We start from the raw sequence: 26373 nt of genomic DNA, 5'->3' as shown, positions 1-26373 counted from the left end.
CTCGTTGCAGGCTTCGAATCGGCAGTCTAAACCCGTCGCCCACAAAAAACCCCGCCGAAGCGGGGTTCCTGTGAGATACGCGAAGCTCAGCGCGATTGCGCGACTGCGCCCTGCGACATGCCAAACACGAAGAGCAACAGGTCCTGGTCCGGACGGGCATCCTGTTTTGCTCGCATGTTGGGCGGAATCGGGCATTCATCCTGATTCGCCCTGCTGGAAATGACCGAAGGGGAGGGTTCATGCCAGGCTGCCGCCGCCAGGGTTGCCACCCCGAGCGCGCCGAGCAGGAGCAAACTTCGCGTAACTTCTAATTTCATGTCTGCAACCCTTTGATGGCGCTGCCAAACGCCGCTTGGTAACCATAGACAAAGGCCTTCCACTGCGCCTCTGTCCACGACGAACGGCGTTTCACCTGGCGAAGGTCATGACGGGCAGCGCGCTGGGCGCTGAAACGTCGGCGGGCCTTCTCCATGTCGATCAGCGCCACTTCAATCTTGTCGCCGTCCACCCGCACGAAGACGTGCTTGAGGTACAGGCAGCCGTGCTGCCAGTGACCAGCGTTAAGTTTGGCGAGGGTACTACCGTATTGTTGCAGAATGCGTTGGTGCAGCGTTTCGCCCCAGCGTTCGCGGTCGCCACGGGCGTAGCAGTCTTCCAGGCTGGAGAAACCGTCGAGGGACTCGGTGACCAGCAGCGCCTGCCATTCGCCATTGACCTTGCGGCAACCGGCATAGACCAGGGTCGGCACCTTCACGCCCAGGGCTTCGGCGGCCTTCAGCGCATCGCGCTCGCGAATGGCGGTGGGGTAACCGAAGGGATGCAGCAGATCGCGGTAGATGTGCCCCATCTGCTGCTTGCGGTACAGCAGGCGCCCATCGGCTGTCAGGACGCGCTGCACACCGCTTTCGCCGCCGCGCCGCCGATTCGGTTCCTCTACCCATTTGCCGGGAATCTGCAACCAGCGATCGATAGCGTTTTCACCGGAAATTTGCTGCAGAGATGCCAGATCAGCGGCCATTGTTATTCCTTACGCAGAATGTAGACCCGCCACATGTGGATGAGCGGGACGAAATCAATGTGGTCCTGAACCTTGAACCCCGCTTGGCGGAACTCCGCCTCGATGGTCTTGGCCGGAATCACGAAACGGTTCTGGTAGGCGTGCTTCTTGCGGGAAGCTTCGGCGCGCGCACGTTTCCAGGACTTGAAGTTGCCATCCACCCACATCGAGAGGATCACCGAGTCACGGGTGACACGGTGGAACTCGCGCAGCATGGTCAGTCGATCGTCCACTTCGCCGATGTGGTGCATCAGGCGCATCGAGAAGATGCTGTCGACGGCGTTGTCCGGCAGATCGATGGCAAACGCCGAAGTCTGCAAAGGACGGACGCGTTTTACAACCTCTTCCGGCTGGCCGGCGCAGGCAACCGCGATCATGTCCGGCGAGTTGTCGGCGCCGATGATCACGCGATTTTCCTTTTCGGCCAGCATCGGCCAGAAGCGCCCGGCACCGCACGGCAGGTCGAGCACCAGATTGGGCTGACCGGCGAGCTTGAGTGCCTGGCGGGCGACTTGGACATCCCGCCAGTGGGAAAGTTTCCGCGACAGCCCGGCCTGGTGCTTACGCAGATAGCGCTCGGCGTGCTCGCGGTCGTACTTCTGGGAAAACTCCAGATCGACGGGTTTGTCACTCATCGGATGGTTACCTGTCCCTATTTAAGGTCGAACAATACCGACCAGCCTGTCACAGCCCGGTCACCCACTTGTGAAGATTTCGTCAAGCCACGGCTAGGCAAACTTCGAAGCGACAGCCGTGCGGATCGACCGGATGGAGGCTGACATCCCAGCTCTCCGAGGCGCAGATACGCTTGACCAGCGACAACCCCAGCCCAAGCCCCTCGCCACGCGGGTTCATGCCACGGACGAACGGCTGGAACACGCGCTCGCGCTGCTCCTCGGGGATTCCCGCGCCCGTGTCCTCGACCCAGAAACCTGTCGCGGAAAGTTGTAAGCGGATGCTGCCACTTTCGGTGTAATGCATCGCATTGCGCAGTAAATTGCTCATTACCGAGCGCAGGAACGGAGCGTTGAACTGGCCGGGCATGGCCTCCACGCCCACGAACTCCAGCTGCAATCCCTTCGCCTCGATAGGTCCTCGCCACTGCGCGACCAGCTCCTCGGCGATCTGCCGTAAACCTGCCTGGGGGACGATGCCCATGTCCTTGCGCTGCGCACGCGCCAGCAGCAGGAAGGTCTGCACCAGGTCACGCATCTCCTCGCAGGCGCTGTTCATGCGCGCCAGCTGGTTGCGCGCCCTGTCGCTCAAGCCAGGCTCCTCGGCCAACAGCTCGCAGCTGGTGGCGATCACCATCAGCGGCGTGCGCAACTCGTGGCTGACGTCGCTGGTGAAAAGCTTCTCCCGGGTCAGCACGTCGTGCAGCCGCCCCATGGCGTAATCGAAGGCGGCCGCCAACTCGCCCACCTCGTCGCGGGCATAGTCGGGCGCCATCGGCGGCGCCAGCTCCAGCAACTGGTCGCGGTGACGTACCTGGCGAGCCAGGCGGGCCACCGGCTCCATGACCTTGCGCGAAAGCAGCCAGCCGAGCAGGCCAGCCAGCGTCAGGCTGAGCACATAGCCGGTGACCACGGAGGCATAGAGAACCTGCTCGCGCGCCTCGAAATCGCTCTGGTCCTGCAGCAGTACGAAGCGCCGGCCACCCTCGTCACGCACCAGCGCATGGAACGACAGCTCACCGTCGAAGACTTCGTGGAACCCCTCGTCCAGGCGGCGTAACGCCGGCGGCATGGCATACACGCCCTGGCCGTCGCTGATGAAGAAACGCATGCCGGGGTCGAGCTTCGGGGCCTGGCCGAGCGCCAGGTCGGCCTGGAGAATCCGGTCGAGCTCGCCACCCAGGTCATGGGAGATCAGCCGCTCCTCGACGACGTGGACGACGCCGACGATCCCCACCGAGAAGAGCCCGCCGACCGCGGCGGTCATGAGTACGAAGGCAAAGACAATCCGTCGGGAAAGGCTCTGCTTATACTCCATTCGCTTCCTCCGCCAGGCGGTAGCCGACGCCATGCACGGTGTGCAGCAGCGACGAATCGAAAGGCTTGTCGATCACCTGGCGAAGTTGATGGACGTGGCTGCGCAGGCTGTCGCTGTCGGGGCAGTCGTCGCCCCAGACCGCTTCTTCCAGTACGTCGCGGCGCACCACGTGGGGGCTTTTCTGCATCAGAACGGCCAACAGCTTCAGGCCGATGGGGTTGAGTTTGAGCGGCTTGCCGCTGCGGTTCACTTCCAGCGTGTCGAGGTTGTAGCTCAGGTCGCCGACCTGCAGCTCGCGGCGTCCGCCGCCCTGGCTGCGGCGCAGCACGGCCTCGATACGGGCCGCCAGCTCCGACAGGGCGAAGGGTTTCAACAGGTAATCATCGGCGCCGGAACGAAAGCCCTGCAGGCGGTCATCCAGTTGGTCGCGGGCGGTGAGCATGATCACCGGGGTGTCGCGCCGGGCGTCCTCGCGCAGCCGGCGGCACAGCGTGAAGCCGTCCAGCCCCGGCAGCATGACGTCGAGCACAATCAGGTCATAGTGGGATGTTGCCGCCAGATGCAGCCCGGAAAGCCCATCCTGCGCGCAATCCACCGTATACCCCTTGAGCCCGAGGTAGTCGGCCATATTCGCCAGAATGTCCCGATTGTCTTCAACCAACAGAATGCGCATGAACTCTCCTCCGAAGTGCACCCTAGCCTATCTTCCTTAAATGGAACTTAAACGGGTTTGACACAAATTTCACATTTGGATGACGGCAAGGTAACGCCGGCGAGTCGACCATGTCGGCCGCCGCGCCGTATCGCGACGTCATCCAGCTGCAGGACGCCGTGAGCCGCACAACCTTCCTGGAGCCCCGATGTCCGCCCCGACCACCCTGCCCCGCTCTCGCCCGCTGAATCTCTGGCTGGTGCTGGCCCTGCCGCTGGCGCTGGCCGCCCTGCTGCTGACTTTCGAACCGGTAACCGTCGACCTGACGCTCGCCCAGTGGATGTATCACCCCGGTGAGGGCTTCATCGGACGCCATAGCTGGTTCCTGGAAAACGTCCTGCACGACCGCGCCAAGCAATCGGTCATCCTGCTCTGCGCGGCAGCCCTGATCGCCTGGGGGGCCGGTTTCTTCTACGCATCGCTGCGCCCTTACCGCCGGACGCTGGGTTTCCTGGCCCTGGCCATGGTCCTCGCGGCGAGCATCGTCACGCCGCTGAAGGCGCTCACCACCGTGCAATGCCCCTGGGACCTGACGCAGTTCGGCGGCAAGGAAACCTACAGCTCGCTGCTCAGCCCGCGCCCGCCGACCGAGCATCCGGGGCGCTGCTGGCCGGGCGGCCATGCCTCCTCGGGATTCGTGCTGTTCGCCCTGTACTTCGCGCTGCGCGACCGCAAACCGCGCCTGGCCCGCTATGCCTTCTGGTTCGCCCTGGGCCTGGGCAGCCTGTTCTCCGTTTCGCGCATGCTGCAGGGGGCGCATTTCCTCTCGCACAATATCTGGACGGCACTGCTGGACTGGCTGATCTGCCTGGGCCTCTATGCCCTGATGCTGTATCGGCCGGCGACGCAGGCAAATCCCGCGCCTGGCGACGGGCTGACGGTAGCGGACAGCCGCTGAGCGCGGCTCACTCGTTCTCGCCGACCACGCCGAACTCGATCGGCGTCTTCACGTAGAACAGCTTGACCCCGGCCTGGCGGATCACCGCGAAGATCCGCTCGGACTCCTCGGCGGTCACCGCCATGGTGACCTCCTGCGGCTGGTCGGCCAGTTCGAAGAAATGCGTGTAGTGGATCTTCCCGGTCTTGCCGAATCCTTCGCTCGCGGTCATCAGGGTCGCGCCACGCACGCCTTGGCGCCGCGCCTCCTCCAGCAGCCACTGGGCCACCGGCAGACCGGCATGCTTGCGATCCTGCTGGGTGAAGAACTTCAGCTGGAAACCGTTCATTGCGACCTCCCCGACCTCATCGCCCCATCAGCCAATGGACCGACAGCAGTCCCAGCACGGTCATCAGCAGCGAACCCGCCAGGTGCGTGGCGATTGCGCCCAGCGCCCAGACCAGACGGCCCTGCTGCAGCAGTACCACGACCTCGGCCGAAAAGGTCGAAAAGGTGGTCAGGCCGCCACAGAAGCCGGTAATGATCAGTAAACGCCATTCTGGCGCCAGGCCCGGGGTATTGGCGAAGAAAGCGATGGCCGCGCCGATGATGTAGCCGCCGACCAGGTTGGCGACCACCGTGCCCGGCGGCATGGATGGCAACAGCGTATTGAGTTTGAGCCCGAGCACCCAGCGCAGCAAGGCGCCGAGGGCGGCTCCGAGGGATACGGCGAGAATGGATTTCCACATGATCCTGTCCTGGGAAGGGGTGTCTGGGACAGGCTGCAGGCGAGCGCCTACGCGCCTTTCCAGGTCTATGCGTAGGCATCATCAGCCACGAGGGCGGTTGAAGGAGGAATGCCATCTCCTGCGGCGCAGTCTGGCATAACCCTCACGCATGAAAAAGCCCCGCCTAAGCGGGGCTTTTTCTTACAGCAGGTGCCGGGTGGCTTACATCATGCCGCCCATGCCGCCCATGCCGCCCATGTCCGGCATGGCCGGAGCGGCTTTGTCGTCGACCACTTCGGCAACCATGGCCTCGGTGGTGACCATCAGGCCGCCGATGGAAGCAGCAGCCTGCAGGGCCGAACGGGTGACCTTGGCCGGATCGAGGATACCCATCTCGATCATGTCGCCGTACACGCCGGTAGCAGCGTTGTAGCCGAAGTTGCCCGAACCTTGCTTGACCTTGTCGACCACCACGCTCGGCTCGTCGCCGGAGTTGGCAACGATCTGGCGCAGCGGAGCTTCAACGGCGCGACGCAGCAGAGCGATACCGACGTTCTGGTCTTCGTTGTCGCCCTTCAGGCCTTCGATGGCTTGCAGAGCACGAACCAGAGCGACGCCGCCGCCAGGAACCACGCCTTCTTCCACAGCAGCGCGGGTAGCGTGCAGGGCGTCTTCAACGCGGGCTTTCTTCTCTTTCATCTCGACTTCGGTGGCAGCACCGACCTTGATCACGGCAACACCGCCGGCCAGCTTGGCCAGACGCTCTTGCAGCTTCTCACGGTCGTAGTCCGAGGAAGTCTCTTCGACCTGCTTGCGGATCTGCAGGACACGCGCTTCGATGTCGGCTTGAGCGCCAGCGCCATCGATGATGGTGGTGTTTTCCTTGCTCAGGACGACGCGCTTGGCGTTGCCCAGGTGCTCCAGGGTGGCGCCTTCCAGGCTCAGACCGACTTCTTCGGAGATGACGGTACCGCCGGTCAGGATGGCGATGTCCTGCAGCATGGCCTTGCGACGGTCGCCGAAGCCCGGAGCCTTGACGGCCGCGACTTTGACGATGCCACGCATGTTGTTGACGACCAGGGTAGCCAGGGCTTCGCCTTCGACGTCTTCAGCCACGATCAGCAGCGGACGGCCAGCTTTGGCAACGGCTTCCAGCACCGGCAGCATTTCGCGGATGTTGGAGATCTTCTTGTCGACCAGCAGCAGCAGCGGGCCATCAAGCTCGGCAACCATGGTGTCCGGCTTGTTGATGAAGTAGGGGGACAGGTAGCCACGGTCGAACTGCATGCCTTCTACGACGGACAGTTCGTTTTCCAGGCCCGAGCCTTCTTCAACGGTGATCACGCCTTCTTTACCAACTTTTTCCATGGCTTCGGCAATGATGTTGCCGATGGACTCGTCGGAGTTGGCGGAGATGGTGCCGACCTGGGCGATGGCCTTGGTGTCGGCGCACGGCTTGGCCAGGTCTTTCAGCTGGGCAACGATGGCCACGGTGGCCTTGTCGATGCCGCGCTTCAGATCCATCGGGTTCATGCCGGCAGCGACGGCCTTCAGGCCTTCGTTGACGATGGCCTGAGCCAGAACGGTAGCGGTGGTGGTGCCGTCACCGGCAGCGTCGTTGGCCTTGGAGGCAACGTCTTTCACCAGCTGGGCGCCCATGTTCTCGAACTTGTCTTTGAGTTCGATTTCCTTGGCAACGGAAACGCCGTCCTTGGTGATGGTCGGAGCACCGAAGCTCTTGTCCAGGATGACGTTACGGCCTTTCGGGCCGAGGGTAGCTTTGACAGCGTCGGCCAGGACGTTTACGCCGACCAGCATTTTCTTGCGAGCGGAATCGCCGAACTTAACTTCTTTGGCAGCCATGTTCTCTTTCCTCTAAATCGAATTCAGTGGGTTGGGGGACGGACTGGATCAGTCTTCCAGGACGGCGAGGATCTCGGACTCGCCCATCACCAGCAGTTCTTCACCGTCAACCTTGATGGCATTGCTGCCCGAGTACGGGCCGAAGACCACCTTGTCACCCACTTTCACTGCCAGAGCGCGAACTTCGCCGCTGTCCAGCACGCGGCCGGTACCGACGGCGACCACTTCACCGCGGTTCGGCTTCTCGGCGGCGGAACCCGGCAGCACGATGCCGCCTGCGGTCTTGGTCTCTTCCTCGCTGCGACGGATGACGACGCGGTCATGCAGAGGACGAAGCTTCATAGTCGTAACTCTCCCAAACAGTGATTTCCAACGGCCGGATCGATGCCCGGCAGGTTTTGTTGAATCCGGCGGTGCCGGTTTGCGACCCGGTTGGCGAGTCGCGTAAAGAGCAGCCTGTCCGTGTGACAGGGACCTTGCGGTGTCCGGAACATAAGGTCGCTGCAAGGCATTTCAAGGGTGTGAAGAAAAAATTTTTGCTCGGACGGCTGTCTTGGGCAGCCAGGGCCACCCAAGGCTCAACGCAGACGGTCGCGGTCTTCCTCGCGACGCTGGTATTCCCCTTCGATCACGTTCGGACCGCCACGCTGCTGGGCAGCGGGGTCGTCGGCGAAGGCACGCCGGCGCATAGCCTGCTCCTGCATGCGCTGGCGCACGCGACTGAGCATCAGGTGACGGGTGAAGGGAATCAGGCAGAGGAGACCGATGATGTCGCTGATGAAGCCCGGCAGCATCAGCAGGCCGCCACCAACGGCGATGACCAGGCCTTCGAGCATTTCCTGCTCGGGCAGCTCGCCGCGGCTCAGGCGCTCACGGGCGCGCATCGCGGTGGCGAAGCCAGCCACGCGCAGCACCGCGGCACCGATGAAGGCGCCAGCGATGATCAAAAGCAGGGTCCAGCCCACGCCGATCACGCTACCGACCTTGATCATCACGGCCAGCTCGATCAGCGGGAACAACAGAATCAGGAACAGGGGAACTCGCATCGGTGAATCCTTGGCGGGACAATTGCCCGGGTAAAGGCTAGGTGGCGACGCCCCGCCCCGATTTCAAGGGATGGCTCAAGGGATAAGCTCAAGGGATGGCTCAGGCCTGGATCACTTCATTGCCCGGCCAGGCTTCCGCCCGCGCCAGCTGCACCAGCGCCTGGCGGACCTCGCCAGGCTCGCCGCACGGCGCGGGGAACGGCAGCCAGTGCAGGACCTGGCCGATGCGCAGGTGGAAACCTTCTGTATCAATTCCCGCCAGCTCCGGCGTCGCCTCGCCCGGCAGTCCGGCCAGTTCGACATAGTGCGCGATGGCATTGGCATGGTCGCTGTTCATGTGCCCGACCATGCTGCGCTCCACCTCGCCGACGAAGGGATTGGCCAGCGGCACGCTGTCGGCGCCCAGCCAGTGGATGTCGCCAAAACCGCCGATGTAGCGCCATTGCACCGGCTCCAGGACCCAGAAATCGAAGTCATGGACGATGTCGTAGTCCTGCGAGCCGGGGAAATAGCGGTAGTAGCGCTCGGCGGCGTCGGCGATGGCATCGACGTCCTCGATCAGCCGCGCCTCGGCCAGCAGGGTCAGGCGGCCGGCGGCCTGGATGTCGGCGGCGCTGCGCTCGCCGATCAGCAGCGAGCATTTGCCGTCCTGTTGCAGGTTGTGGGTGTGCTGGGCGATGCGGCTGATCAGGATCAGCGGCCGGCCCGCCTGGTCCAGGCAATACGGCACCACCGAGCCGAAGGGGAATCCCGGCCACTTTTTCGAGTGGGTGGAGAGGACTGCCCGGTATTCCTTGAGCAGCAATTCTCGGGCATTCTTAGCGGCTTTCACGCTCACCTTTATGACTCCTCGCAAAGAATCCGTCACCAAACGGACGGGCAGGATGACTCTGTTCTCAGCCGCCGGCGAGGCCTCTCACCAGAAACTGCTCGTGGGGTTCTTCAGATGCAATTGAAAGACAAGGTCATCATCATCACCGGCGGCTGCCAGGGCCTGGGGCGCGCCATGGGCGAGTACCTCGCCGCCAAGGGCGCCCGTCTGGCGCTGGTTGACCTCAACGCCGAAAAACTGGACGAAGCGGTGGCCGCCTGCAAGGCCGCCGGCGGTGACGCCCGTGCCTACCTGTGCAACGTCGCCAATGAGGAACAGGTTACCCACATGGTGGCCCAGGTCGCCAGCGACTTCGGCGCCATCAATGGCCTGGTCAACAACGCCGGTATCCTGCGCGACGGCCTGACCATCAAGGTCAAGGACGGCGAGCTGAGCAAGATGAGCCTGGCGCAGTGGCAGGCGGTGATCGACGTGAACCTGACCGGCGTGTTCCTCTGCACCCGCGAAGTCGCCGCGAAGATGATCGAGCTGAAGAACGAAGGCGCCATCGTCAACATTTCCTCCATCTCCCGTGCCGGCAACATGGGCCAGGCCAACTACTCCGCGGCCAAGGCCGGCGTCGCCGCCGACACCGTGGTGTGGGCGAAGGAGCTGGCGCGCTACGGCATCCGCGTGGCGGGCGTTGCGCCCGGCTTCATCGAGACCGACATGGTCGCCAGCATGAAGCCCGAGGCCCTGGAGAAGATGACCTCCGGCATTCCGCTCAAGCGCCTGGGCAAGCCGATGGAAATCGCTCACTCGGTGGCCTACATCCTCGAGAACGACTACTACACCGGACGTGTGCTGGAGCTGGACGGCGGTCTGCGTCTGTAATCCGCCCTGCCAATAAAAGCCCCGCCAAGCGCGGGGCTTTTTGTTTTCAGCTCCCGTAGGAGCGGATCTTATCCGCGATCCGGCCGCAAGGCCGGCCACAACGTCCGTCCCGGCTTCGCCGGGATTTCGCGGAGAAGCTCCGCTCCTACGAAAGCATCCCGTGCCGGAGTTGAAGCCCGCCCGCACCACCTCAGCCGGGAGACGGCGTTACCAGCCGACACCCAGCCCCAGCGTGTAACGCCGCTCGTTGACGTCACCGTCATGGCCGCTGAGCTTGTCCCATTCCGCCTTCATGCTCAGGGAGGCCCAGGAAGTCAGCTTGTAGCGCACCCCCGCCTCGCTATCGAGCTCATATTCCACATTCGACTCCAGCGGCTTGCTGACCTCGCCGTTGGTGAACAGCTCGAACTTCTTGGCCAGCAGGAAGCGGTTGTAGTCCCACTTCAGGCTGCTGGAATAGAAGTGATCCTTCTCGTTATCGGTGAATTCGTAGTCGTTGCGGTTGATCAGGGTGGCCAGGGAGAACGCGCCCAACTCGTTATCCCAGAACTGGTAGCCGGGGCCGGTACCGACGGTTCGCTTCTTCTGCAGGTCCTCGACCCAGTCGCGCTTGTACTGTGCCTGCCCCTGCCAGAACCAGTGTTCGTCGAGGAAACGGTCCAGCGCGTACTCGGCCGAGTAGTTGTTGGTGCTGACCGAGTCGTCCTTCTTCTCGCGGTTGTATTCGCCTTGCAGGTTGTGCCGCCAGCGACCATGACGGGCGTTGGTCTTGAAGTCGATGTCGTAGTCCTCGACATCGTTCTCGGCCTGTTTGTGGTCGAGGGAGAAGTCGACGTTGCCGGTCCACACCCAGTCTTCGAGGATCGGCTTGGGCGGCATCATCTGTTCGATACTGGCGACGTCCACCGTGCGCGGCGAACCGTTGACCAGGGTGACCTTGCCGGGTTCGGAGGCCTTGAGGCCCTTGGAATGCTCGCCGGTTTCCTCGTCGTATTTGACCAGGAGGTTCTGCTCGGTCTCCAGGGTGGCGATCTGATCCCCCTTCAGGGTGATCTCGCCGCCATAGTCGGTATTGAGCAGCAATTTGCCGCCGTCATAGAGTTTGATCGTGCCGGTGAGGCGGTCGCCGTTCTTCAGCCAGACGGTGTCGGCAACGGCGGAAATGGAACAACTGGCAAGTGCAACGAACAGCAGGTTTCTGGACAGCATGAGTCAGGTTCAACGGGCTCAGTGGGCAAAAAAGCCGGGCATTATCCAGTTACCCGACGCTTGAGCAACGACTGACCGGCCCCTGCGCGGGGAAGTTCATCCGCACTGACAGATGGGTCTTCGAGCCCGCGATGATTTGCCCGCCGCCGACATACCGATATGCTCCCGGTAAGCCGCGAAACGTGAGCACACCATGCCCAAGCGCAAGACCGATTCCCCCGCTCCCCCCGCCGATCTCGGCCTGGAAAGCCTGCAGGTGCGCCGCGAGGCGATCTTCCTGGTACTCGCCCAGGTGCCCGAGGGCTGCGTCGTCAGCTACGGCGAACTGGCCCGCCTCGCCGGCCTGGGGCGTGCGGCACGCCTGGTCGGACGCATCCTCGGGCAGTTGCCGGCCGATACCCGCCTGCCCTGGCACCGGGTGATCGCCGCTGGTGGGCGCATCAGCCTTGCGCAAGGTACCCCGTCGGGAAACGAGCAGCGCGCACGATTGCGTGCGGAGGGTGTCAGAATCCATAACGATAGGGTGGACATACGTCGGCACGGCTGGCCTAGCAGCGAGCAGTCCTAGTAGAGTTCGCGTAATTTTCGATCTGCTGGAATACAACCCCCATGAAAGAGCATTCCTGGCGAGAGGCATGGATTGCCTACAAGTCTCCCGCCAGCCTCGCGCTTTTGCTTCTGGGATTCGCCGCCGGCCTTCCGTACATGCTGGTGCTTTCGACGCTCTCGGTATGGCTGCGTGAGGCAGGTGTCGCTCGGGAAACCATCGGCTTCGCCAGCTGGATCGGCCTGGTCTACGCCTTCAAATGGGTGTGGTCGCCCATGCTCGACCAGTGGCGCCTGCCCATCATCGGCCGCCTCGGACGCCGCCGCTCCTGGCTGGTGTTCTGCCAGGGGCTGATCGCCCTGGGCCTGCTCGGCATGGCCCTGTGCAACCCGCAAGCGCACCTGAACTGGCTGATCTGCCTGGCCATGGTGGTGGCATTCGGTTCCGCCACCCAGGACATCGCCATCGATGCCTATCGCCTGGAGATCGCCGAGAACACCCGCCAGGCCGCCCTCGCCGCCTGCTACATGACCGGCTACCGGGTCGCCGTGCTGACGGCCACCGCCGGCGTGCTGTTCTTCGCCGAATGGGCCGGCTCCAGTGCGCTGCACTACAGCCAGGCGGCCTGGGGGCTGACCTACGGGCTGTGCGCCCTGCTGATCCTGCCCGGCCTGATCACCACCCTGCTGATGAGCGAGCCTCCGGTGAACGTACAGCCGCAGGCCGGAAGTTCGGCGTTCGCCTTCAACCACCAGCTGCTCTCGGTGCTGCAGTTGCTGGTGCTGCTGATCTCGGTGCCGGCGATGCTCACCGCGCTGACCAACCAGGCCTGGCCGCGCGCCGCGCTCTACGCCATCTTCATCGGCATCTGCATGACTCCCCACGGCCGCCGGCAGATCCGTCCGGTGCGCGAGCTGCTGTCGAAGGTACGCCGCCCACTGCTGCTCGCCGTGCATGGCAAGGGTCTGCCGCAGTTCGACTTCGTCCACCAGGCGGTGTCGGTGATGGTGCTGATCATCCTGCTGGTGACCAGCACCGCGTTCTACGCTATGGCCAGCGCCGGCAAGTGGTGGCTCGCCTCGCTGTACCTGCTGATTTCCCTGAGCTGCATCTCGGCACCGGGTCGCCTGCTGATGGCGCCGGTGCTCACGCCGATCACCGAGTTCGTCCGCCGCTATCGCTGGCAGGCGCTGCTGCTGCTGGGCCTGATCTCCACCTACCGGATGTCGGACACCGTCATGGGCACCATGGCCAGCGTGTTCTACATCGACATGGGCTTCACCAAGGACACCATCGCCACGGTGAGCAAGCTGTTCGGCGTGGTCATGACACTGGTCGGCGCCGCCGCCGGCGGCGTGCTGATCGCCCGCTTCAGCATCCTGCCCATCCTGTTCGTCGGCGGTGCCGCCTCGGCGGCGACCAACCTGCTGTTCGCCATGCTGGCGCAGATGGGGGCGATCGATGATCCGCACCTGATGGGGCAGAACGTATTCGCCCTGCTCAAGGTACTCGAACCCCACGTCACCATGCTGGTGGTGACCATCATGCTCGACAACTTCAGCGGCGGCCTGGCCACCTCGGCCTTCGTCGCCTACCTGTCGAGCCTGACCAACCTCAAGTTCTCCGCCACCCAGTACGCCATGCTCAGCTCCACCATGCTGCTGCTGCCGCGCTTCATCGGTGGCTACTCGGGGACCATGGTCGAAGGCATGGGCTACGAGCGGTTCTTCTTCTTCACCGCCCTGCTCGGTGTACCGACCCTGCTGCTGATCGGCTGGCTCTGGCTGCGCAATCGCGGCGACATGACCAACGGCGCGCCTGAGCAGCCGCCGGAGCCCCAGGCGCAACCCAGCGCGGAGCGTCACCAGGCACCATGAAAAAGGCCGGCGAATGCCGGCCTTTTTCATGGAACGCAGGAAGACTCAGTCGATGCCGACCATCTCGCCCTTCACCACCTTCACCACGCGGTGCGGGAAGGGAATACCGATACCGTGCTTGCCCAGTGCGTCGCGAGCGGTTTCGTTGAACAGGAACATCACATCCCAGTAATCGGCGTTCTTCACCCATACGCGCAGGGACAAGGTGATGGCGCTCTCGCCCAACGTGCTCACCACCGCCACCGGTGCCGGATCACGCAGCACACGCGGGTCGTCGGCCAGTTCCAGGAGGACCGACTGGGCACGCTTGAGATCCGCCTCGTAATCGACGCCAACATCGAACACCACCTTGCGGGTCGGCTCGGCGGAATAGTTGGTAATGGTGCCGTTGGACAGCGCGCCGTTGGGCACGATCACCCGCTTGTTGTCGCCGGTGCGCAGCACGGTGTGGAAGATCAGGATGGTGTCGACGGTGCCGGTGACACCCTGGGCCTCGATGGTGTCGCCCACCTTGAACGGGCGGAACAACAGGATCAGCACCCCGCCGGCAAAGTTCGACAGACTGCCCTGCAGCGCCAGGCCGATGGCCAGGCCGGCGGCGCCGATGGCGGCGACGAAACTGGTGGTCTGGATGCCGATCATCGAGGCCACGCTGACCAGCAGCAGCACCTTCAGGATGATGTTCACCAGGCTGCCGACGAAGCCGCGCAGCGTGCGGTCGACGTGGCGGGTGGCGAGCAGGCCGCCGACGCGGGTGGTCAGGGTATTGATCAGCCACCAGCCGATCAGCAGCGTGAGCAGCGCCAGGACGATCTGTCCGCTGTAGGCGAGCACCACCGGCAGCCAGGCCTCGGCCGACTTCACCAGAGTGTCGTAATTCATATCCATGGATTGATTCCCCTTTTTCAATTGGCCGGCAAGGCGCCGGCCGATATCCGACTACCGGAAACGAAACCGCCATGGCCTGGGCCATGGCGGCTTGAACCGGTATTGCGCCGTAACCTGAGACGACGCAATCCCGTGTCGGGTTCCCTTCGCGTCAGTCGCGGAAGTTGTTGAACTGCAGCGGCATCCCTAGCGACTCGCCGCGCAGCAGCGCGATGGCTTCCTGCAGGTCGTCGCGCTTCTTGCCGGTGACACGCACCTGCTCGCCCTGGATGGCGGCCTGGACCTTGAGCTTCTTGTCCTTGATCAGGGCGACGATCTTCTTCGCCAGGTCCTTGTCGATGCCCTCGCGGAAGTTCACTTCCTGCTTGACCACCTTGCCGGACGGGAAGGCATCCTTGATCTCCATGCACTGGCTGTCGATCTTGCGCTTGATCAGGCTGGCGCGAAGGATGTCGAGCATCTGCTCGAGCATGAACTCCGCCTCGGCGGTCAGGGTGACGGACTTGTCCTTGGACTCGAAACTGCATTTGCCCTTCAGGTCGAAACGGCGGTCCAGTTCCTTGGCGGCGTTGTCCAGGGCGTTGGTCAGTTCGTGTTTGTCCAGTTCGGACACCACGTCGAACGAAGGCATGACATCTCTCCAGATGGACGGCGCGACCCGGTTCACAGACGTGATCGCACCTGGCTTGACGATAAAAATGCGCGGTCATTATAACTGACAGACAAGACCGCGCCCGACCTCTGAGAACCTGTTTACGATCTCGCGAGCTAGAGCAGAACAAGGCGGAATCGGTTGAGGGAGCGGAGTTTACTTGCAGTAAATGAGCATCCCGAGATCGATTTCAACGCAGTTATGCCGACGCGCAGCAGATCGTAAACAGGTTCCGACAGAGAGAGTCGGCATTTCCCACCCGCTTGCGAGCCCTTCAATGCCTACTAGCCATCTCAGCATCCTGGTGGTCGACGATGCCAAGTTCTCCAGCGCCATGATCGGCCGCGCGCTGAGCCAGGCCGGCTACCAGAACGTGCGCTTCGCCAGCAGCGCCAGCGAAGCCCTGCAACTGCTGGAGAAGGAACCGGTGAGCATCCTCCTCGCCGACTGGCTGATGCCCGAAATGGACGGCCTGGAACTCACCGCCCGGGTGCGCCAGCTCGACGAGAGCGGCGACCACTACACCTACATCATCCTGCTCACCGGCAAGGAAGGCGACAACGCCCTGGCCGAGGCCTTCGACCGTGGGGTGGACGACTTCGTCAGCAAATCGGCGATGAACGAACAGCTGGTGCCCCGCGTCCTGGCCGCCGACCGCCTGAGCAACACCCTGCTGCGCCTGCTGATGGAAAAGCGCCTGCTCACCGAGAACATCACCATCCTGGAAGAACGCAACCTGGTAGACAGCGCCACCGGCCTTGGCAACCTGCGCTACCTGCGGCAGAAGCTGGCCGACAGCATCCGCCAGGTGGAATCGCGCGGCGGCGCGGTGTGCTACATGCTGATCGGCATTCCGGAGCTGGCCGCCCTGGGTCACCAGCACGGCCCGGCGTTCCATGGCGAACTGCTGCACGGCGTCGCCCGCCGACTGCAACAACTGGTACGCCCACTCGACGTGCTGACGCGCGTGGACGACCAGCACTTCGCCCTGATCACCCTGCTCGAAGATTTGCAGGAATGCTCGCCGAGCAGCTTCCGCCGCCTGCACGACGGCCTCAACCTCAAGGCGTTCAAGACCAGCGAAGGTTTCATCACCCTCAAGGCCGGCATCGGCCTGGTGGGCCTGGACGCCAAGGCGCTGCCGGTGGATGCCGAGCAGTTGATGCAGCAGGCCCGTGCGCTGCTGCCCGATGCCTACGCCAGCGGACGAATCAACGCCAGTCGCCTGACCGGGCTGCGCTAAACTTCGCAGTAAGCCCCCGACGTTCGCGAAGTCCTCCCCATGACCTGGTACATCCTCGGCGCCGGCAGTCTCGGCTGCCTGTGGGCCGCCCGCCTCTCCCGCGCCGGCCTGCCGGTGCGCCTGCTGCTGCGCGACCGCCAGCGACTCAACGCCTACCGCGCCCTGGGTGGCGTCACCCTGGTGGAAGACGGCCAGGAAAGCCTCTATCCGATTCCAGCGGAAACCGTCGCCCAGGGCGGGCCGATCCAGCGCCTGCTGCTCGCCTGCAAGGCCTACGACGCAGAGCCTGCCGCCGCCAGCATCGCCTCCCGGCTGGCCCCGGGCGCCGAACTGATCCTGTTGCAGAACGGCCTGGGCAGTCAGCAGGCGGTCGCCGCCCACCTGCCCCGCGCCCGCTGCCTGTACGCCTCCAGCACCGAAGGTGCGTTCCGCGCCTCGGACTTTCGCGTGGTGTTCGCCGGCAAGGGGCAGACCTGGCTGGGCGACGAACTCGGCGGCCCCGAGCCGGAATGGCTGACGGAGCTGCACAGCGCGCAGATTCCCGCGCAGTGGAGCGGGGAAATCCTCGAACGCCTGTGGCGCAAACTGGCACTGAACTGCGCGATCAATCCGCTCACCGTGCTGCACCAGTGCCGCAACGGCGAGCTGGCGGCCCATCCGGCGGAAGTGGCCGGGCTCTGCGACGAACTGGGCCAGTTACTGCACGCCAGCGGCTTCGCAGGCGCCGCCCGGGAACTGCAGGGCGACGTCGAGCGAGTGATCGCCGCCACCGCCGCGAATTTTTCCTCCATGTACCAGGACGTCGCCAACGGCCGGCGTAGCGAAATCGCCTACCTGCTCGGCCATGCCTGCCGCGAGGGCGACCGTCTGCACCTGGCCCTGCCGCAACTGCGCGCGCTGCACGAGCGGCTACGCGAGTATCTGCGCGCGCGCGGATTGCCCGACACCTGATGGCGGGCTACCCTGCCCGCCTCCCTGTTTCACTGCGGTTCCGCCCATGCCTTCACCCCTGAACCTGCGCAAGCGCCTGGAAGACCTGCCGGTCGGCCAGAAGGTCCTCGCCGCCCTGCTGGTTCTATTGGCCACCGTCATGCTGGTGGCCAACCTGGCCTTCATCAGCGCGGCCTACTGGATTTCCCAGGACAGCGTGGCGCCCCAGGCCCTGCAGACCATCGGCCGGCTGATCGCCAACCCGGCACTCAGCGCGCCGGCACTGACCTCCCCTACCCAGGCTCAGGTCTTGCTGCGCCAGCTCGACGACTACCAGCCGCTGCGCGCGGCCGCGCTCTATGACAAGGACGGCGAGCGCATCGCCCAGACACCCGCGGACGGCCCCGTCGCCCTGCCCGAGCGGCTGGACCACCTGGAGCGCTGGCGGGAGCACGAGTACCGCCTCAACGCCCTCTTCGAACTGCCCCAGCCCGACGGCAGCCGCGGCTTTCTGCTGCTGGTGGCCAGCAGCGAGCTGCCCGGCGCCTTCTACACCGGCACCCTCACCGCCAGCCTGGTGATCCTCGCCGTTTCCGTGCTGCTCTGGCTGCTCATCGCCCAGCAGATCCGCCGCCTGATCACCCGGCCGATCCGCAGCCTGGAAGAACTGTCCCGGCAGGTCACCCGCGAGGAGAACTACGCCCTGCGCGCCGAGCGCGGCAACGCCGACGAGATCGGCCGCCTGGCCGACGCCTTCAACACCATGCTGACCCGCATCGAGGCCCGCGAACAGCAGCTCAAGCGCGCCCGCGACGACGCCCAGGAAGCGGTGGAACAGGCGCAGTCACTGGCCGAGGAAACCCGCCGCTCGAACCGCAAGCTGGAGCTGGAAGTCCAGGTCCGCAGCAAGATCGAGAAGAAGCTCACCGGCTTCCAGCACTACCTCAACAGCATCATCGACTCGATGCCCTCGGCGCTGATCGCGGTGGACGAACAGCTCTACGTCACCCAGTGGAACCAGGAGGCCAGCCGGCTCTCGGGCACCAGCCTGGATGACGCGGTGAACCAGCCGGTATTCCTCGCCTTCCCCTCGCTCAAGCACTTCCTGCCACAACTCACCCGCGCCGCCGAACAACACAAGGTCGAGCGCGTCGAGCGGGTCACCTGGGCGCTCACCGACGCCCCGCGCCACTACGCCCTGACCTTCTACCCGCTGATGGGCGGCACCGGGCGCGGCGCGGTGATCCGCATCGACGACATCACCGATCGCCTGGGGATGGAAGAGATGATGGTGCAGTCGGAAAAGATGCTCTCCGTCGGCGGCCTGGCCGCCGGCATGGCCCACGAGATCAACAACCCGCTGGGCGCCATCCTGCACAATGTACAGAACATCCGCCGGCGCCTGTCGCCGGACCTGCCGAAGAACCTGGAGGTCGCCGGGGAAGTCGGCGTGCACCTGGGGGATCTCAACCACTACCTGGAAGCGCGGGAAATTCCCAAGCTGATGGACGGCATCCAGTACGCAGGCTCCAGGGCGGCGAAGATCGTCAGCCACATGCTCTCCTTCAGCCGTCGCAGCCATCGCCAGATGACCGCCTGCGAACTGCCGGCGCTGCTGGAGCAGGCGGTGGAGATCGCCGGCAACGATTTCGACCTCACCGGCGGCTTCGACTTCAAGTCGCTTCATATCGTCCACGAGTTCGATGCGCGCCTGGGGCCGGTGCCAGTGATCGCCAACGAGGTGGAGCAGGTCCTGCTCAATCTGCTGAAGAACGCCGCCCAGGCCATCCACCAGCGCGACGACGAGGAAGAAGGCGAGCTCGGCCGCATCACCCTGCGCACCCGGCTGAACCCGCCGTGGGCGGAAATCCAGGTGGAAGACAACGGCTGCGGCATGCCGGAGAAGGTCCGCAAGCGCATCTTCGAGCCGTTCTTCACCACCAAGGAGGTCGGCCAGGGCACCGGGCTGGGCCTGTCGGTGTCGTACTTCATCATCACCAACAACCACAAGGGGCAGATGGAGGTGCAGTCCGAACTCGGCCAGGGCACCTGCTTCACCCTGCGGCTGCCCCTGGGCGCCGAAGTCACTTCCCCCACGCCCCTGTTGGAGGGCGGCGATAAGGAGCACTGAGTCATGGGCAACCGGTTATCGAAGATCTACACCCGCACCGGCGACAACGGCGAAACCGGCCTGGCCGATGGCCGCCGGGTACCCAAGCACCATCCGCGGGTGGAAGCCATGGGCGCGGTAGACGAGCTGAACAGCCACCTCGGCCTGCTGCTCGCGGGGCTGAACGAAGCCCGCAGCAGCGCGCTGGAGGAAGTGATCGGCGTGCTGGCGCCGATCCAGCATCGTCTGTTCGACCTTGGCGGCGAGCTGGCCATGCCGGAGTACCGCGCGTTGAACGACGCCGAAGTGGAGCGCCTGGAGCAGGTGATCGACCGCTGGAACGAAGAACTCGGGCCGCTGAAGAACTTCATCCTGCCCGGTGGCTCGCGCCTGGTGGCGCTGGCCCACTTGTGCCGCGCCCAGGCGCGCAACGCCGAGCGGCGCTGCCAGCAGCTCAATGCCGAGGAGCCGCTGGAAGGCGCCGGCCTGCGCTACCTGAACCGGCTATCCGACCTGCTGTTCGTCGCCGCGCGCTTCATAGCCCGGCGCCAGGGTGTGGATGAGATTCTCTGGCAGGCGGCGGAAAAGCCCGTCTGAGCGACCAGAACCGGACCTGTAGATGCACGCCACGCGTGCGATCGCGCGCATCGCCCGCTCCTACAGAGGAACGTCGGCGTTGTAGGAGCGGACTCCGTCCGCGATAGATTCCGCAGCGAGGCTGATCGCGGACAAGTACGCTCCTACGCTGGCCGAGAAACGTCTTTCGCAGGATGGCGTGGAGCGAAGCGATACCCATCGCAGCCCCACGCACAAGCCCCGATCAGCCCTCGGCTTTCGGCCAGAACGCGCGAATCCCTGCCACGCCCTGCGCACCCGCTTGCCAGGCACGTTCCACGTCCTGCGGGCCGACACCGCCGAGCAGGAATACCGGCTGATTGAAGCCGTCGATCAACTCAGCCGCAGCCTCCCAGCCCAGCGCCGGTTCGCCCGGATGGCTCTCGGTCGGCTGCACCGGCGACAGGGTGACGAAATCCACGCCCATGCGGCTCGCCAGTTCCAGCTCCTCGGCACTGTGGCAGGAAGCCGCCAGCAGGCGTTCACGCGGGAAAGGGCGGCCATTGGGCGCGTACTTGCGCAGTTGCTCGGAAGTCAGGTGCCAACCGGCCGCCGGGAAGTCACCCAGCCACTCCAGCGGGCCCTTGAGCATCAACTGCGCCTTGCCGGCGCACAGACCCTGCACATCGACGGCGAGGTCGCGGTACTCGGGGCTGTACATGTTCGGCGCGCGCAGCTGGATCAGACGGATACCGTTGGCGACGGCAGCGCGCACGCCCTGCACCAGCTGCGGGATCTCCAGGCCATCCGGCGTGATCAGGTAGCGATCCGGCAGGCGTGCGGCATGCACGATGGGCTCGTTGGCTGCCGGGAACTCATAGTCCGGCAGGTCGCGCGGGGCGACCCAGGCCAGCGGCTGGCCTTCGGCGCCGTGGGGCTCGCCAGAAAAAGCGGAGACTTCCCAGACATCCAACAACACATGCTTGTCGCTGTAGTCGTGCTGCACACGGATCAGCGGGCGCGCCTGCTTGACCTCGATGCCCAGTTCTTCTTTCAGCTCACGGGCCAGGGCGACCTGCACCGCTTCGCCCTCTTCCACCTTGCCACCGGGAAACTCCCAGAGACCGCCCTGGTGCTTGTCGTCCGGACGGCGGGCGATCAGAACCCGGCCATCGAGTCCGCGAATCACGGCGGCGGCGACATGTACTCGTTTCACAGTGCTACTCCTCAATCCGATTCAGGCAGGGCCCGCGCAGAGGGGCATTCTACCGTCAGGATCAAGCACGTTCGACCATCGCCGCCTCCAGCCAGGGACGGAAGGCCGGCCAGGCGTAGATTGCATCGACATAGTTCTGCGCTTCGACGGGCAGCGTCACGCAGTAGCTGCGCAGGCGCGTGGCCACGGGCGCGTAGAAGGCATCGGCGATGCTGGCGTGCCCGAACAGGAAGGGACCATCCTGGCCGAACTGTTTGCGGCACAGGGCCCAGAGTTCGACGACGCGGGCGATGTCCGCCTCGACCGCTTCCGGCACTTGCGCCAGCGGCTGGTTGCGCTGGATGTCCATCGGCATGTGCGAACGCAGTGCCATGAAGCCGCTGTGCATCTCCGCGCAGACCGAGCGCGCCAGGGCGCGAGCAGCCTCGCCACGGGGCCAGAGATGGGCCTCCGGGAAGCGTTCGGCGAGGTATTCGGCGATCGCCAGGGAGTCCCAGATCACCCCATGCTCGCACTTGAGCGCCGGCACCTTGCCGGTGGGCGAATGCTCACGGATGCGTCGCGCGGTATCCACGCCGCCCAGGGGAATCAGGATTTCCTCGAAGTCGGCACCGGTGAGCTGCATGGCCAGCCAGCCGCGCAGGGACCAGGACGAGATGTTCTTGCTGCCGATTACCAGGGTGAGGGACATGGTGCGAATGCTCTTGAAGGTCAGTCAGGAGACCTTAGAGCGCGGGAGCCATGAAAACAAATTCCCGATTTTCATCCATCGATGAAAATCGGGAATCCGAGTGAAGCGAGGGGCCGGCGCGAGGCCGGCCCAGAGCCCTACAGTACGATCAAGTGCGGTATTCCGCGTTGATCTTCACGTACTCGTGGGACAGGTCGGTGGTCCAGATGGTCTCGCTGCAGGTGCCGCGACCGAGATCGATACGGATGGTGATCTCTTCCTGGGCCATGACCTTGGCGCCCTGGTCCTCGGTATAGCTGGCGGCGCGGCAACCACGGCTGGCGATGCAGACGTCGTCCAGGTACACGTCGATCAGGCTCACGTCCAGGTCCGGCACGCCGGCACGGCCGACGGCGGCGAGGATGCGGCCCCAGTTCGGGTCGGAGGCGAACAGCGCGGTCTTGATCAGCGGCGAGTGGGAGACGGCATAGCCGACATCCAGGCACTCCTGGTGAGTCGCGCCGCCGTTCACCTGCACGGTGACGAACTTGGTAGCGCCTTCGCCATCACGGACGATGGCCTGGGCCAGCTCCATGGAGACATCCAGCACGGCTTGCTTCAGCGCGGCGAACAGCGCGCCGGAGGCGGCGGTGATTTCCGGCAGCGCGGCCTGGCCGGTAGCGACCAGCATGCAGCAGTCGTTGGTGGAGGTATCGCCGTCGATGGTGATGCGGTTGAAGGACTTGTTCGCGGCATCGCGCAGCAGGTCCTGCAGCACGCCCTGGGCGACCTTGGCGTCGGTGGCGATGTAGCCAAGCATGGTGGCCATGTTCGGCTTGATCATGCCGGCGCCCTTGCTGATGCCGGTGACGGTGATGGTCACGCCGTCGTGCTGGAACTGGCGGCTGGCGCCCTTGGGCAGGGTGTCGGTGGTCATGATGCCGGCGGCGGCATCGGCCCAGTTGTCCACGGACAGGTTGGCCAGCGCGGCGGGCAGCGCAGCTTCGATCTTCTCGACCGGCAGCGGCTCGCCGATCACGCCGGTGGAGTACGGCAGCACCGCGTTTTCCGGCACACCGGCCAGCTCGGCCAGCTTGGCGCAGGTGCGGGTGGCGTTGACCAGGCCCGGCTCACCGGTGCCGGCGTTGGCATTGCCGGTGTTGGTCAGCAGGTAGCGCACCGGACCCAGGAAACGTTTGCGCGCCAGGATCACCGGCGCTGCGCAGAAGGCGTTGGTGGTGAACACGCCGGCCACGGTGGAGCCCTCGGCACATCGCATCACCACGATGTCCTTGCGGCCGGGTCGCTTGATGCCGGCAGAGGCGATGCCGAGTTCGAAACCGGGGACCGGGTGCAGGGTGGACATGGGGCCGAGACCAACAGCCATGTGACGCGCTCCTATCAAGTCAGTGGATCAGATGAGAAAAACGCCGCGAGCGGCTGGGCCGGTCGCGGCGTTGGTGTCAGGGTCGGAGGAGGTTATTCCACCTGACCGTGGCAGTGCTTGTATTTCTTGCCCGAACCGCAGGGGCACGGCTCGTTGCGGCCGATCTTCGGCTCGTTGCGAACAGGCTCCATCGGCACCACGTTGGCGGGGATCGGCGGTTGTTCGCCGTCTTCCTCCGGCTCGTCGGTGGCCTGATCCATGGACGGCGCGGCGGCATGCTGGAACTGCATGCGCTTGGCCATTTCCTCGGCTTCGCGGCGCAGACGGGCCTCTTCCTCGGCCGGGTCCTCGCGGCGGACCTGAACGAAGGACAGCACGCGGATGGTGTCGCGCTTGACCGAGTCCAGCAGCTCCTGGAACAGGTTGAAGGACTCGCGCTTGTATTCCTGCTTCGGGTTCTTCTGCGCATAGCCGCGCAGGTGGATGCCGTGGCGCAGGTGATCCATGGTGGACAGGTGGTCCTTCCACAGGTCGTCCAGCACGCGCAGCAGCATCTGCTTCTCGAAGGTGCGCAGGGCTTCTTCGCCGGCGAGGTCTTCCTTCTCGTTGTAGGCGGCCACCAGCTCGGCGAGGATCTTCTCGCGCAGGGTTTCTTCGTAGAGTTTCTCGTCCTCGTCCAGCCACTGCTGAATCGGCAGTTTCAGGGCGAAGTCGCTGTACAGGGCAGCTTCCAGGCCGGCGATGTCCCACTGCTCCGGCAGCGACTGCGGCGGGATGTGCTGGCTGATGGTGTTGGCCAGGGTTTCCTCGCGGAACTCGACGATGGTGTCGCCGATGTTGTCGGCCGCCAGCAGGCTGTTGCGCATGTGGTAGATCACCTTGCGCTGCTCGTTGGCGACGTCGTCGAACTCCAGCAGTTGCTTACGGATGTCGAAGTTGCGGCCTTCGACCTTGCGCTGCGCCTTTTCGATGGCGTTGGTCACCATGCGGTGCTCGATCGCCTCGCCCGGCTGCATGCCCAGGGCCTTCATGAAGTTCTTCACCCGGTCGGAGGCGAAGATGCGCATCAGGTGGTCTTCCAGCGACAGGTAGAAGCGGCTGGAGCCCGGGTCGCCCTGGCGGCCGGCACGGCCGCGCAGCTGGTTGTCGATACGGCGGGATTCGTGACGCTCGGAAGCGATCACGTGCAGGCCGCCCGCTTCGATGACCTGCTGGTGGCGTTTCTGCCAGTCGGCCTTGATCTGCGCGACCTGCTCGTCGGTGGGGTTCTCCAGCGCGGCGACTTCCACTTCCCAGTTGCCGCCCAGCAGGATGTCGGTACCACGACCGGCCATGTTGGTGGCGATGGTGACCGAGCCCGGACGACCGGCCTGGGCGATGATCTCGGCTTCCTTCTCGTGGTACTTGGCGTTCAGTACCTTGTGCTCGATGCCGGCCTTCTGCAGCAGCTGCGAGACGTATTCGGAGGTTTCGACCGAAGCGGTACCGACCAGGATCGGACGGCCCAGTGCCTGGCACTGCTGCACGTCGGTGATGATGGCGGCGTACTTCTCGTCCTGGGTCAGGTAGACCAGGTCGTTGAAGTCCTTACGGGCGACCGGACGGTGGGTCGGGATCACCACCACGTCCAGGCCGTAGGTCTGGCGGAATTCGAAGGCCTCGGTGTCGGCGGTACCGGTCATGCCGGCCAGCTTGGTGTAGAGGCGGAAGTAGTTCTGGAAGGTGGTCGAGGCCAGGGTCTGGCTCTCGGCCTGGATCGGCAGGTTTTCCTTCGCCTCGATGGCCTGGTGCAGGCCCTCGGAGAGGCGGCGGCCCGGCATGGTACGACCGGTGTGCTCGTCGATCAGCAGGACCTGGTCGCCCTGAACGATGTATTCCACGTTGCGGTGGAACAGGGTGTGGGCGCGCAGCGCTGCGTAGACGTGGGTCAGCAGGCTGAGGTTGTGCGCCGAGTAGAGGCTCTCGCCCTCGGCCAGCAGGCCGTTCTGGGTCAGCAGTTCCTCGACGTAGGCGTGGCCCTGCTCGTTGAGTTCGACCTGGCGGGTCTTCTCGTCGATGCTGTAGTGGCCCTGCTGGGTCACCTGGCCTTCGACTTCCTCGATGTGACGCTTCAGGCGCGGGATCAGCTTGTTGATCTTGATGTACAGCTCGGAGCTGTCTTCGGCCTGGCCGGAGATGATCAGCGGAGTCCGCGCTTCGTCGATGAGGATGGAGTCCACTTCGTCGACCACGGCGAAGTTCAGCTCGCGCTGGAACTTGTCTTCCAGGCTGAACGCCATGTTGTCGCGCAGATAGTCGAAACCGAATTCGTTGTTGGTACCGTAGGTGATGTCGGACGCGTAGGCGGCGCGCTTCTCTTCCGGCGGCTGGAACGGGCTGACGATGCCGACGGACAGGCCGAGGAACTCATACAGCGGACGCATCCAGTTGGCGTCGCGGCGGGCCAGGTAGTCGTTCACGGTGACCACGTGCACGCCTTTGCCAGCCAGGGCGTTCAGGTAAACGGCCAGGGTACCCACGAGGGTCTTGCCCTCACCGGTACGCATCTCGGCGATCTTGCCTTCGTGCAGGGTCATGCCGCCGATCAACTGGACGTCGAAGTGGCGCATGCCCATTACGCGCTTGCCGGCCTCACGGGCCACGGCGAAGGCTTCGGGGAGGATCTGGTCGAGGGTTTCGCCCTTGGCGACGCGCGCCTTGAACTCCTCGGTCTTGGCCTTCAGTTGCTCATCGGAAAGCGCCACCATCTGGGGCTCGAGCGCATTGATGGCCTGGACCTGCTTGACCATGCGCTTTACTTCACGCTCGTTCTTGCTTCCAAAGAGTTTTTTCAACAAAGGCGCAAACATATCGACTGGGTCATCCGAACTGGAGAATTGGAGGGCTGCCCGACTGGCTGGCCGCGGCGCGGAACGGCAACGAAGCGGGCATTCTACCCGGAAACGTGTATGAAAAAAGTGCCGAAGTCATCCTTGGAAGCTTCGCACTCCATGACATTTCGGGCAATGCGTGGACGAATAACTTTTAATCCGTGTGGTTGATATGGTGACGCAGACGCGCAACTTCAAGGTTGCGCCGCGACAAGCATCCTGCAACCGGATGAATCCTC

25 protein-coding genes, 1 pseudogene and 1 riboswitch are annotated in these 26373 nt (G+C 64.4%); of the genes and pseudogenes, 8 read left to right on the top strand and 18 right to left on the bottom strand.

Going from position 1 to position 26373, the window contains the following annotated elements:
- Positions 1 to 86: 86 nt before the first annotated feature.
- The 5 genes from J5M67_RS04705 to J5M67_RS04685 all read right to left on the bottom strand — a co-directional run bounded on the left by J5M67_RS04705 (position 87) and on the right by J5M67_RS04685 (position 3722).
- Positions 87 to 317, bottom strand: coding sequence for a hypothetical protein (locus J5M67_RS04705; protein WP_207883858.1), 231 nt, complete (start codon positions 315 to 317; stop codon positions 87 to 89).
- A complete protein-coding gene (locus J5M67_RS04700; protein WP_207883856.1) occupies positions 314 to 1018 on the bottom strand; it encodes a lipopolysaccharide kinase InaA family protein in 705 nt (234 codons plus the stop codon). Before J5M67_RS04700 ends, J5M67_RS04705 begins: the two co-directional genes overlap by 4 nt.
- Positions 1019 to 1020: 2 nt before the next feature.
- A complete protein-coding gene (locus J5M67_RS04695) occupies positions 1021 to 1692 on the bottom strand; it encodes a class I SAM-dependent methyltransferase (protein WP_207883854.1) in 672 nt (223 codons plus the stop codon).
- Positions 1693 to 1774: 82 nt separating this feature from the next.
- Complete coding sequence (locus tag J5M67_RS04690; protein WP_207883852.1) at positions 1775 to 3049, bottom strand: HAMP domain-containing sensor histidine kinase; 1275 nt, start codon at positions 3047 to 3049, stop codon at positions 1775 to 1777.
- Positions 3039 to 3722 carry a response regulator transcription factor gene (locus tag J5M67_RS04685; RefSeq protein WP_207883849.1) on the bottom strand — a complete coding sequence of 228 codons (684 nt, stop codon included), beginning with the start codon at positions 3720 to 3722 and terminating at the stop codon, positions 3039 to 3041. The genes J5M67_RS04690 and J5M67_RS04685 overlap by 11 nt, the downstream gene beginning before the upstream one ends.
- 187 nt (positions 3723 to 3909) lie before the next feature.
- On the opposite strand from J5M67_RS04685, the gene J5M67_RS04680 reads away from it, so the two are divergent.
- Positions 3910 to 4659, top strand: a complete 750-nt coding sequence (locus J5M67_RS04680; protein ID WP_207883847.1) for a phosphatase PAP2 family protein — start codon at positions 3910 to 3912, stop codon at positions 4657 to 4659.
- A gap of 7 nt (positions 4660 to 4666) precedes the next feature.
- Here the strand turns inward: J5M67_RS04680 and J5M67_RS04675 are convergent, their stop codons facing one another.
- From J5M67_RS04675 to J5M67_RS04650, 6 genes are all read right to left on the bottom strand, one after another.
- On the bottom strand, positions 4667 to 4987 hold the full coding sequence (locus tag J5M67_RS04675; protein WP_207883839.1) for a DUF190 domain-containing protein: 321 nt from the start codon (positions 4985 to 4987) through the stop codon (positions 4667 to 4669).
- Between the two features lie 16 nt (positions 4988 to 5003).
- Positions 5004 to 5387 (bottom strand): fluoride efflux transporter CrcB, encoded by a 384-nt coding sequence (crcB, locus tag J5M67_RS04670; RefSeq protein WP_207883837.1) that lies wholly within the window; start codon positions 5385 to 5387, stop codon positions 5004 to 5006.
- 65 nt (positions 5388 to 5452) lie between these two features.
- A riboswitch (Fluoride riboswitch) is annotated at positions 5453 to 5515 on the bottom strand.
- Between the two features lie 73 nt (positions 5516 to 5588).
- Positions 5589 to 7229: a chaperonin GroEL gene (gene groL, locus J5M67_RS04665; protein ID WP_207883835.1), complete on the bottom strand. Its 1641-nt coding sequence runs from the start codon at positions 7227 to 7229 to the stop codon at positions 5589 to 5591.
- A gap of 48 nt (positions 7230 to 7277) precedes the next feature.
- Positions 7278 to 7571, bottom strand: a complete 294-nt coding sequence (locus J5M67_RS04660; protein WP_207883833.1) for a co-chaperone GroES — start codon at positions 7569 to 7571, stop codon at positions 7278 to 7280.
- 236 nt (positions 7572 to 7807) lie between these two features.
- On the bottom strand, positions 7808 to 8275 hold the full coding sequence (locus J5M67_RS04655) for an FxsA family protein (RefSeq protein ID WP_207883831.1): 468 nt from the start codon (positions 8273 to 8275) through the stop codon (positions 7808 to 7810).
- 100 nt (positions 8276 to 8375) lie between these two features.
- Positions 8376 to 9113 carry a HugZ family protein gene (locus J5M67_RS04650; RefSeq protein WP_207883829.1) on the bottom strand — a complete coding sequence of 246 codons (738 nt, stop codon included), beginning with the start codon at positions 9111 to 9113 and terminating at the stop codon, positions 8376 to 8378.
- A gap of 108 nt (positions 9114 to 9221) precedes the next feature.
- On the opposite strand from J5M67_RS04650, the gene J5M67_RS04645 reads away from it, so the two are divergent.
- On the top strand, positions 9222 to 9980 hold the full coding sequence (locus tag J5M67_RS04645) for an SDR family oxidoreductase (RefSeq protein WP_207883827.1): 759 nt from the start codon (positions 9222 to 9224) through the stop codon (positions 9978 to 9980).
- Positions 9981 to 10187: 207 nt separating this feature from the next.
- Here J5M67_RS04645 and J5M67_RS04640 read toward each other — a convergent pair whose 3' ends face one another.
- Positions 10188 to 11189: a DUF481 domain-containing protein gene (locus J5M67_RS04640; protein ID WP_207883825.1), complete on the bottom strand. Its 1002-nt coding sequence runs from the start codon at positions 11187 to 11189 to the stop codon at positions 10188 to 10190.
- A gap of 193 nt (positions 11190 to 11382) precedes the next feature.
- Here J5M67_RS04640 and J5M67_RS04635 point away from each other — a divergent pair, with 193 nt between their 5' ends.
- Together J5M67_RS04635 and J5M67_RS04630 are read left to right on the top strand one after the other, a co-directional pair.
- The gene (locus tag J5M67_RS04635; protein WP_207883823.1) at positions 11383 to 11757 is read left to right on the top strand and encodes an MGMT family protein; all 375 of its coding nucleotides are present in this window, start codon (positions 11383 to 11385) and stop codon (positions 11755 to 11757) included.
- Between the two features lie 41 nt (positions 11758 to 11798).
- The gene (locus J5M67_RS04630; RefSeq protein ID WP_207883821.1) at positions 11799 to 13613 is read left to right on the top strand and encodes an AmpG family muropeptide MFS transporter; all 1815 of its coding nucleotides are present in this window, start codon (positions 11799 to 11801) and stop codon (positions 13611 to 13613) included.
- Between the two features lie 45 nt (positions 13614 to 13658).
- Here J5M67_RS04630 and J5M67_RS04625 read toward each other — a convergent pair whose 3' ends face one another.
- Positions 13659 to 14501: a mechanosensitive ion channel family protein gene (locus J5M67_RS04625; RefSeq protein WP_207883820.1), complete on the bottom strand. Its 843-nt coding sequence runs from the start codon at positions 14499 to 14501 to the stop codon at positions 13659 to 13661.
- Between the two features lie 151 nt (positions 14502 to 14652).
- Entirely contained in the window at positions 14653 to 15132 is a 480-nt protein-coding gene (locus J5M67_RS04620) for a YajQ family cyclic di-GMP-binding protein (RefSeq protein ID WP_207883810.1), read from the bottom strand.
- A 280-nt stretch (positions 15133 to 15412) separates the two neighbouring features.
- Between J5M67_RS04620 and J5M67_RS04615 the strand changes: the two are divergent.
- From J5M67_RS04615 to J5M67_RS04600, 4 genes and pseudogenes are all read left to right on the top strand, one after another.
- Positions 15413 to 16396, top strand: a pseudogene (locus J5M67_RS04615) (response regulator); the annotation flags it as partial.
- 39 nt (positions 16397 to 16435) lie between these two features.
- A complete protein-coding gene (locus tag J5M67_RS04610; protein ID WP_207883806.1) occupies positions 16436 to 17347 on the top strand; it encodes a putative 2-dehydropantoate 2-reductase in 912 nt (303 codons plus the stop codon).
- Between the two features lie 58 nt (positions 17348 to 17405).
- Positions 17406 to 19457: an ATP-binding protein gene (locus tag J5M67_RS04605; RefSeq protein ID WP_207884164.1), complete on the top strand. Its 2052-nt coding sequence runs from the start codon at positions 17406 to 17408 to the stop codon at positions 19455 to 19457.
- A gap of 3 nt (positions 19458 to 19460) precedes the next feature.
- Positions 19461 to 20033 (top strand): cob(I)yrinic acid a,c-diamide adenosyltransferase, encoded by a 573-nt coding sequence (locus J5M67_RS04600; RefSeq protein WP_207883804.1) that lies wholly within the window; start codon positions 19461 to 19463, stop codon positions 20031 to 20033.
- A gap of 223 nt (positions 20034 to 20256) precedes the next feature.
- On the opposite strand, the gene J5M67_RS04595 is transcribed toward J5M67_RS04600, so the two are convergent.
- The 4 genes from J5M67_RS04595 to secA all read right to left on the bottom strand — a co-directional run bounded on the left by J5M67_RS04595 (position 20257) and on the right by secA (position 26113).
- Entirely contained in the window at positions 20257 to 21207 is a 951-nt protein-coding gene (locus J5M67_RS04595) for a Nudix family hydrolase (protein WP_207883795.1), read from the bottom strand.
- 61 nt (positions 21208 to 21268) lie between these two features.
- On the bottom strand, positions 21269 to 21898 hold the full coding sequence (locus J5M67_RS04590; protein WP_207883793.1) for a glutathione S-transferase family protein: 630 nt from the start codon (positions 21896 to 21898) through the stop codon (positions 21269 to 21271).
- A 148-nt stretch (positions 21899 to 22046) separates the two neighbouring features.
- On the bottom strand, positions 22047 to 23264 hold the full coding sequence (gene argJ, locus J5M67_RS04585) for a bifunctional glutamate N-acetyltransferase/amino-acid acetyltransferase ArgJ (RefSeq protein WP_207883791.1): 1218 nt from the start codon (positions 23262 to 23264) through the stop codon (positions 22047 to 22049).
- A 92-nt stretch (positions 23265 to 23356) separates the two neighbouring features.
- Positions 23357 to 26113: a preprotein translocase subunit SecA gene (secA, locus tag J5M67_RS04580; protein WP_207883789.1), complete on the bottom strand. Its 2757-nt coding sequence runs from the start codon at positions 26111 to 26113 to the stop codon at positions 23357 to 23359.
- Between the last annotated feature and the right edge of the window lie 260 nt (positions 26114 to 26373).

This window comes from Pseudomonas sp. 30_B (assembly GCF_017491605.1).
Lineage (GTDB): Bacteria > Pseudomonadota > Gammaproteobacteria > Pseudomonadales > Pseudomonadaceae > Pseudomonas.
The sequence above is the reverse complement of the archived record's forward strand: the minus strand, read 5'-3'. Positions and strand labels throughout refer to the sequence as shown.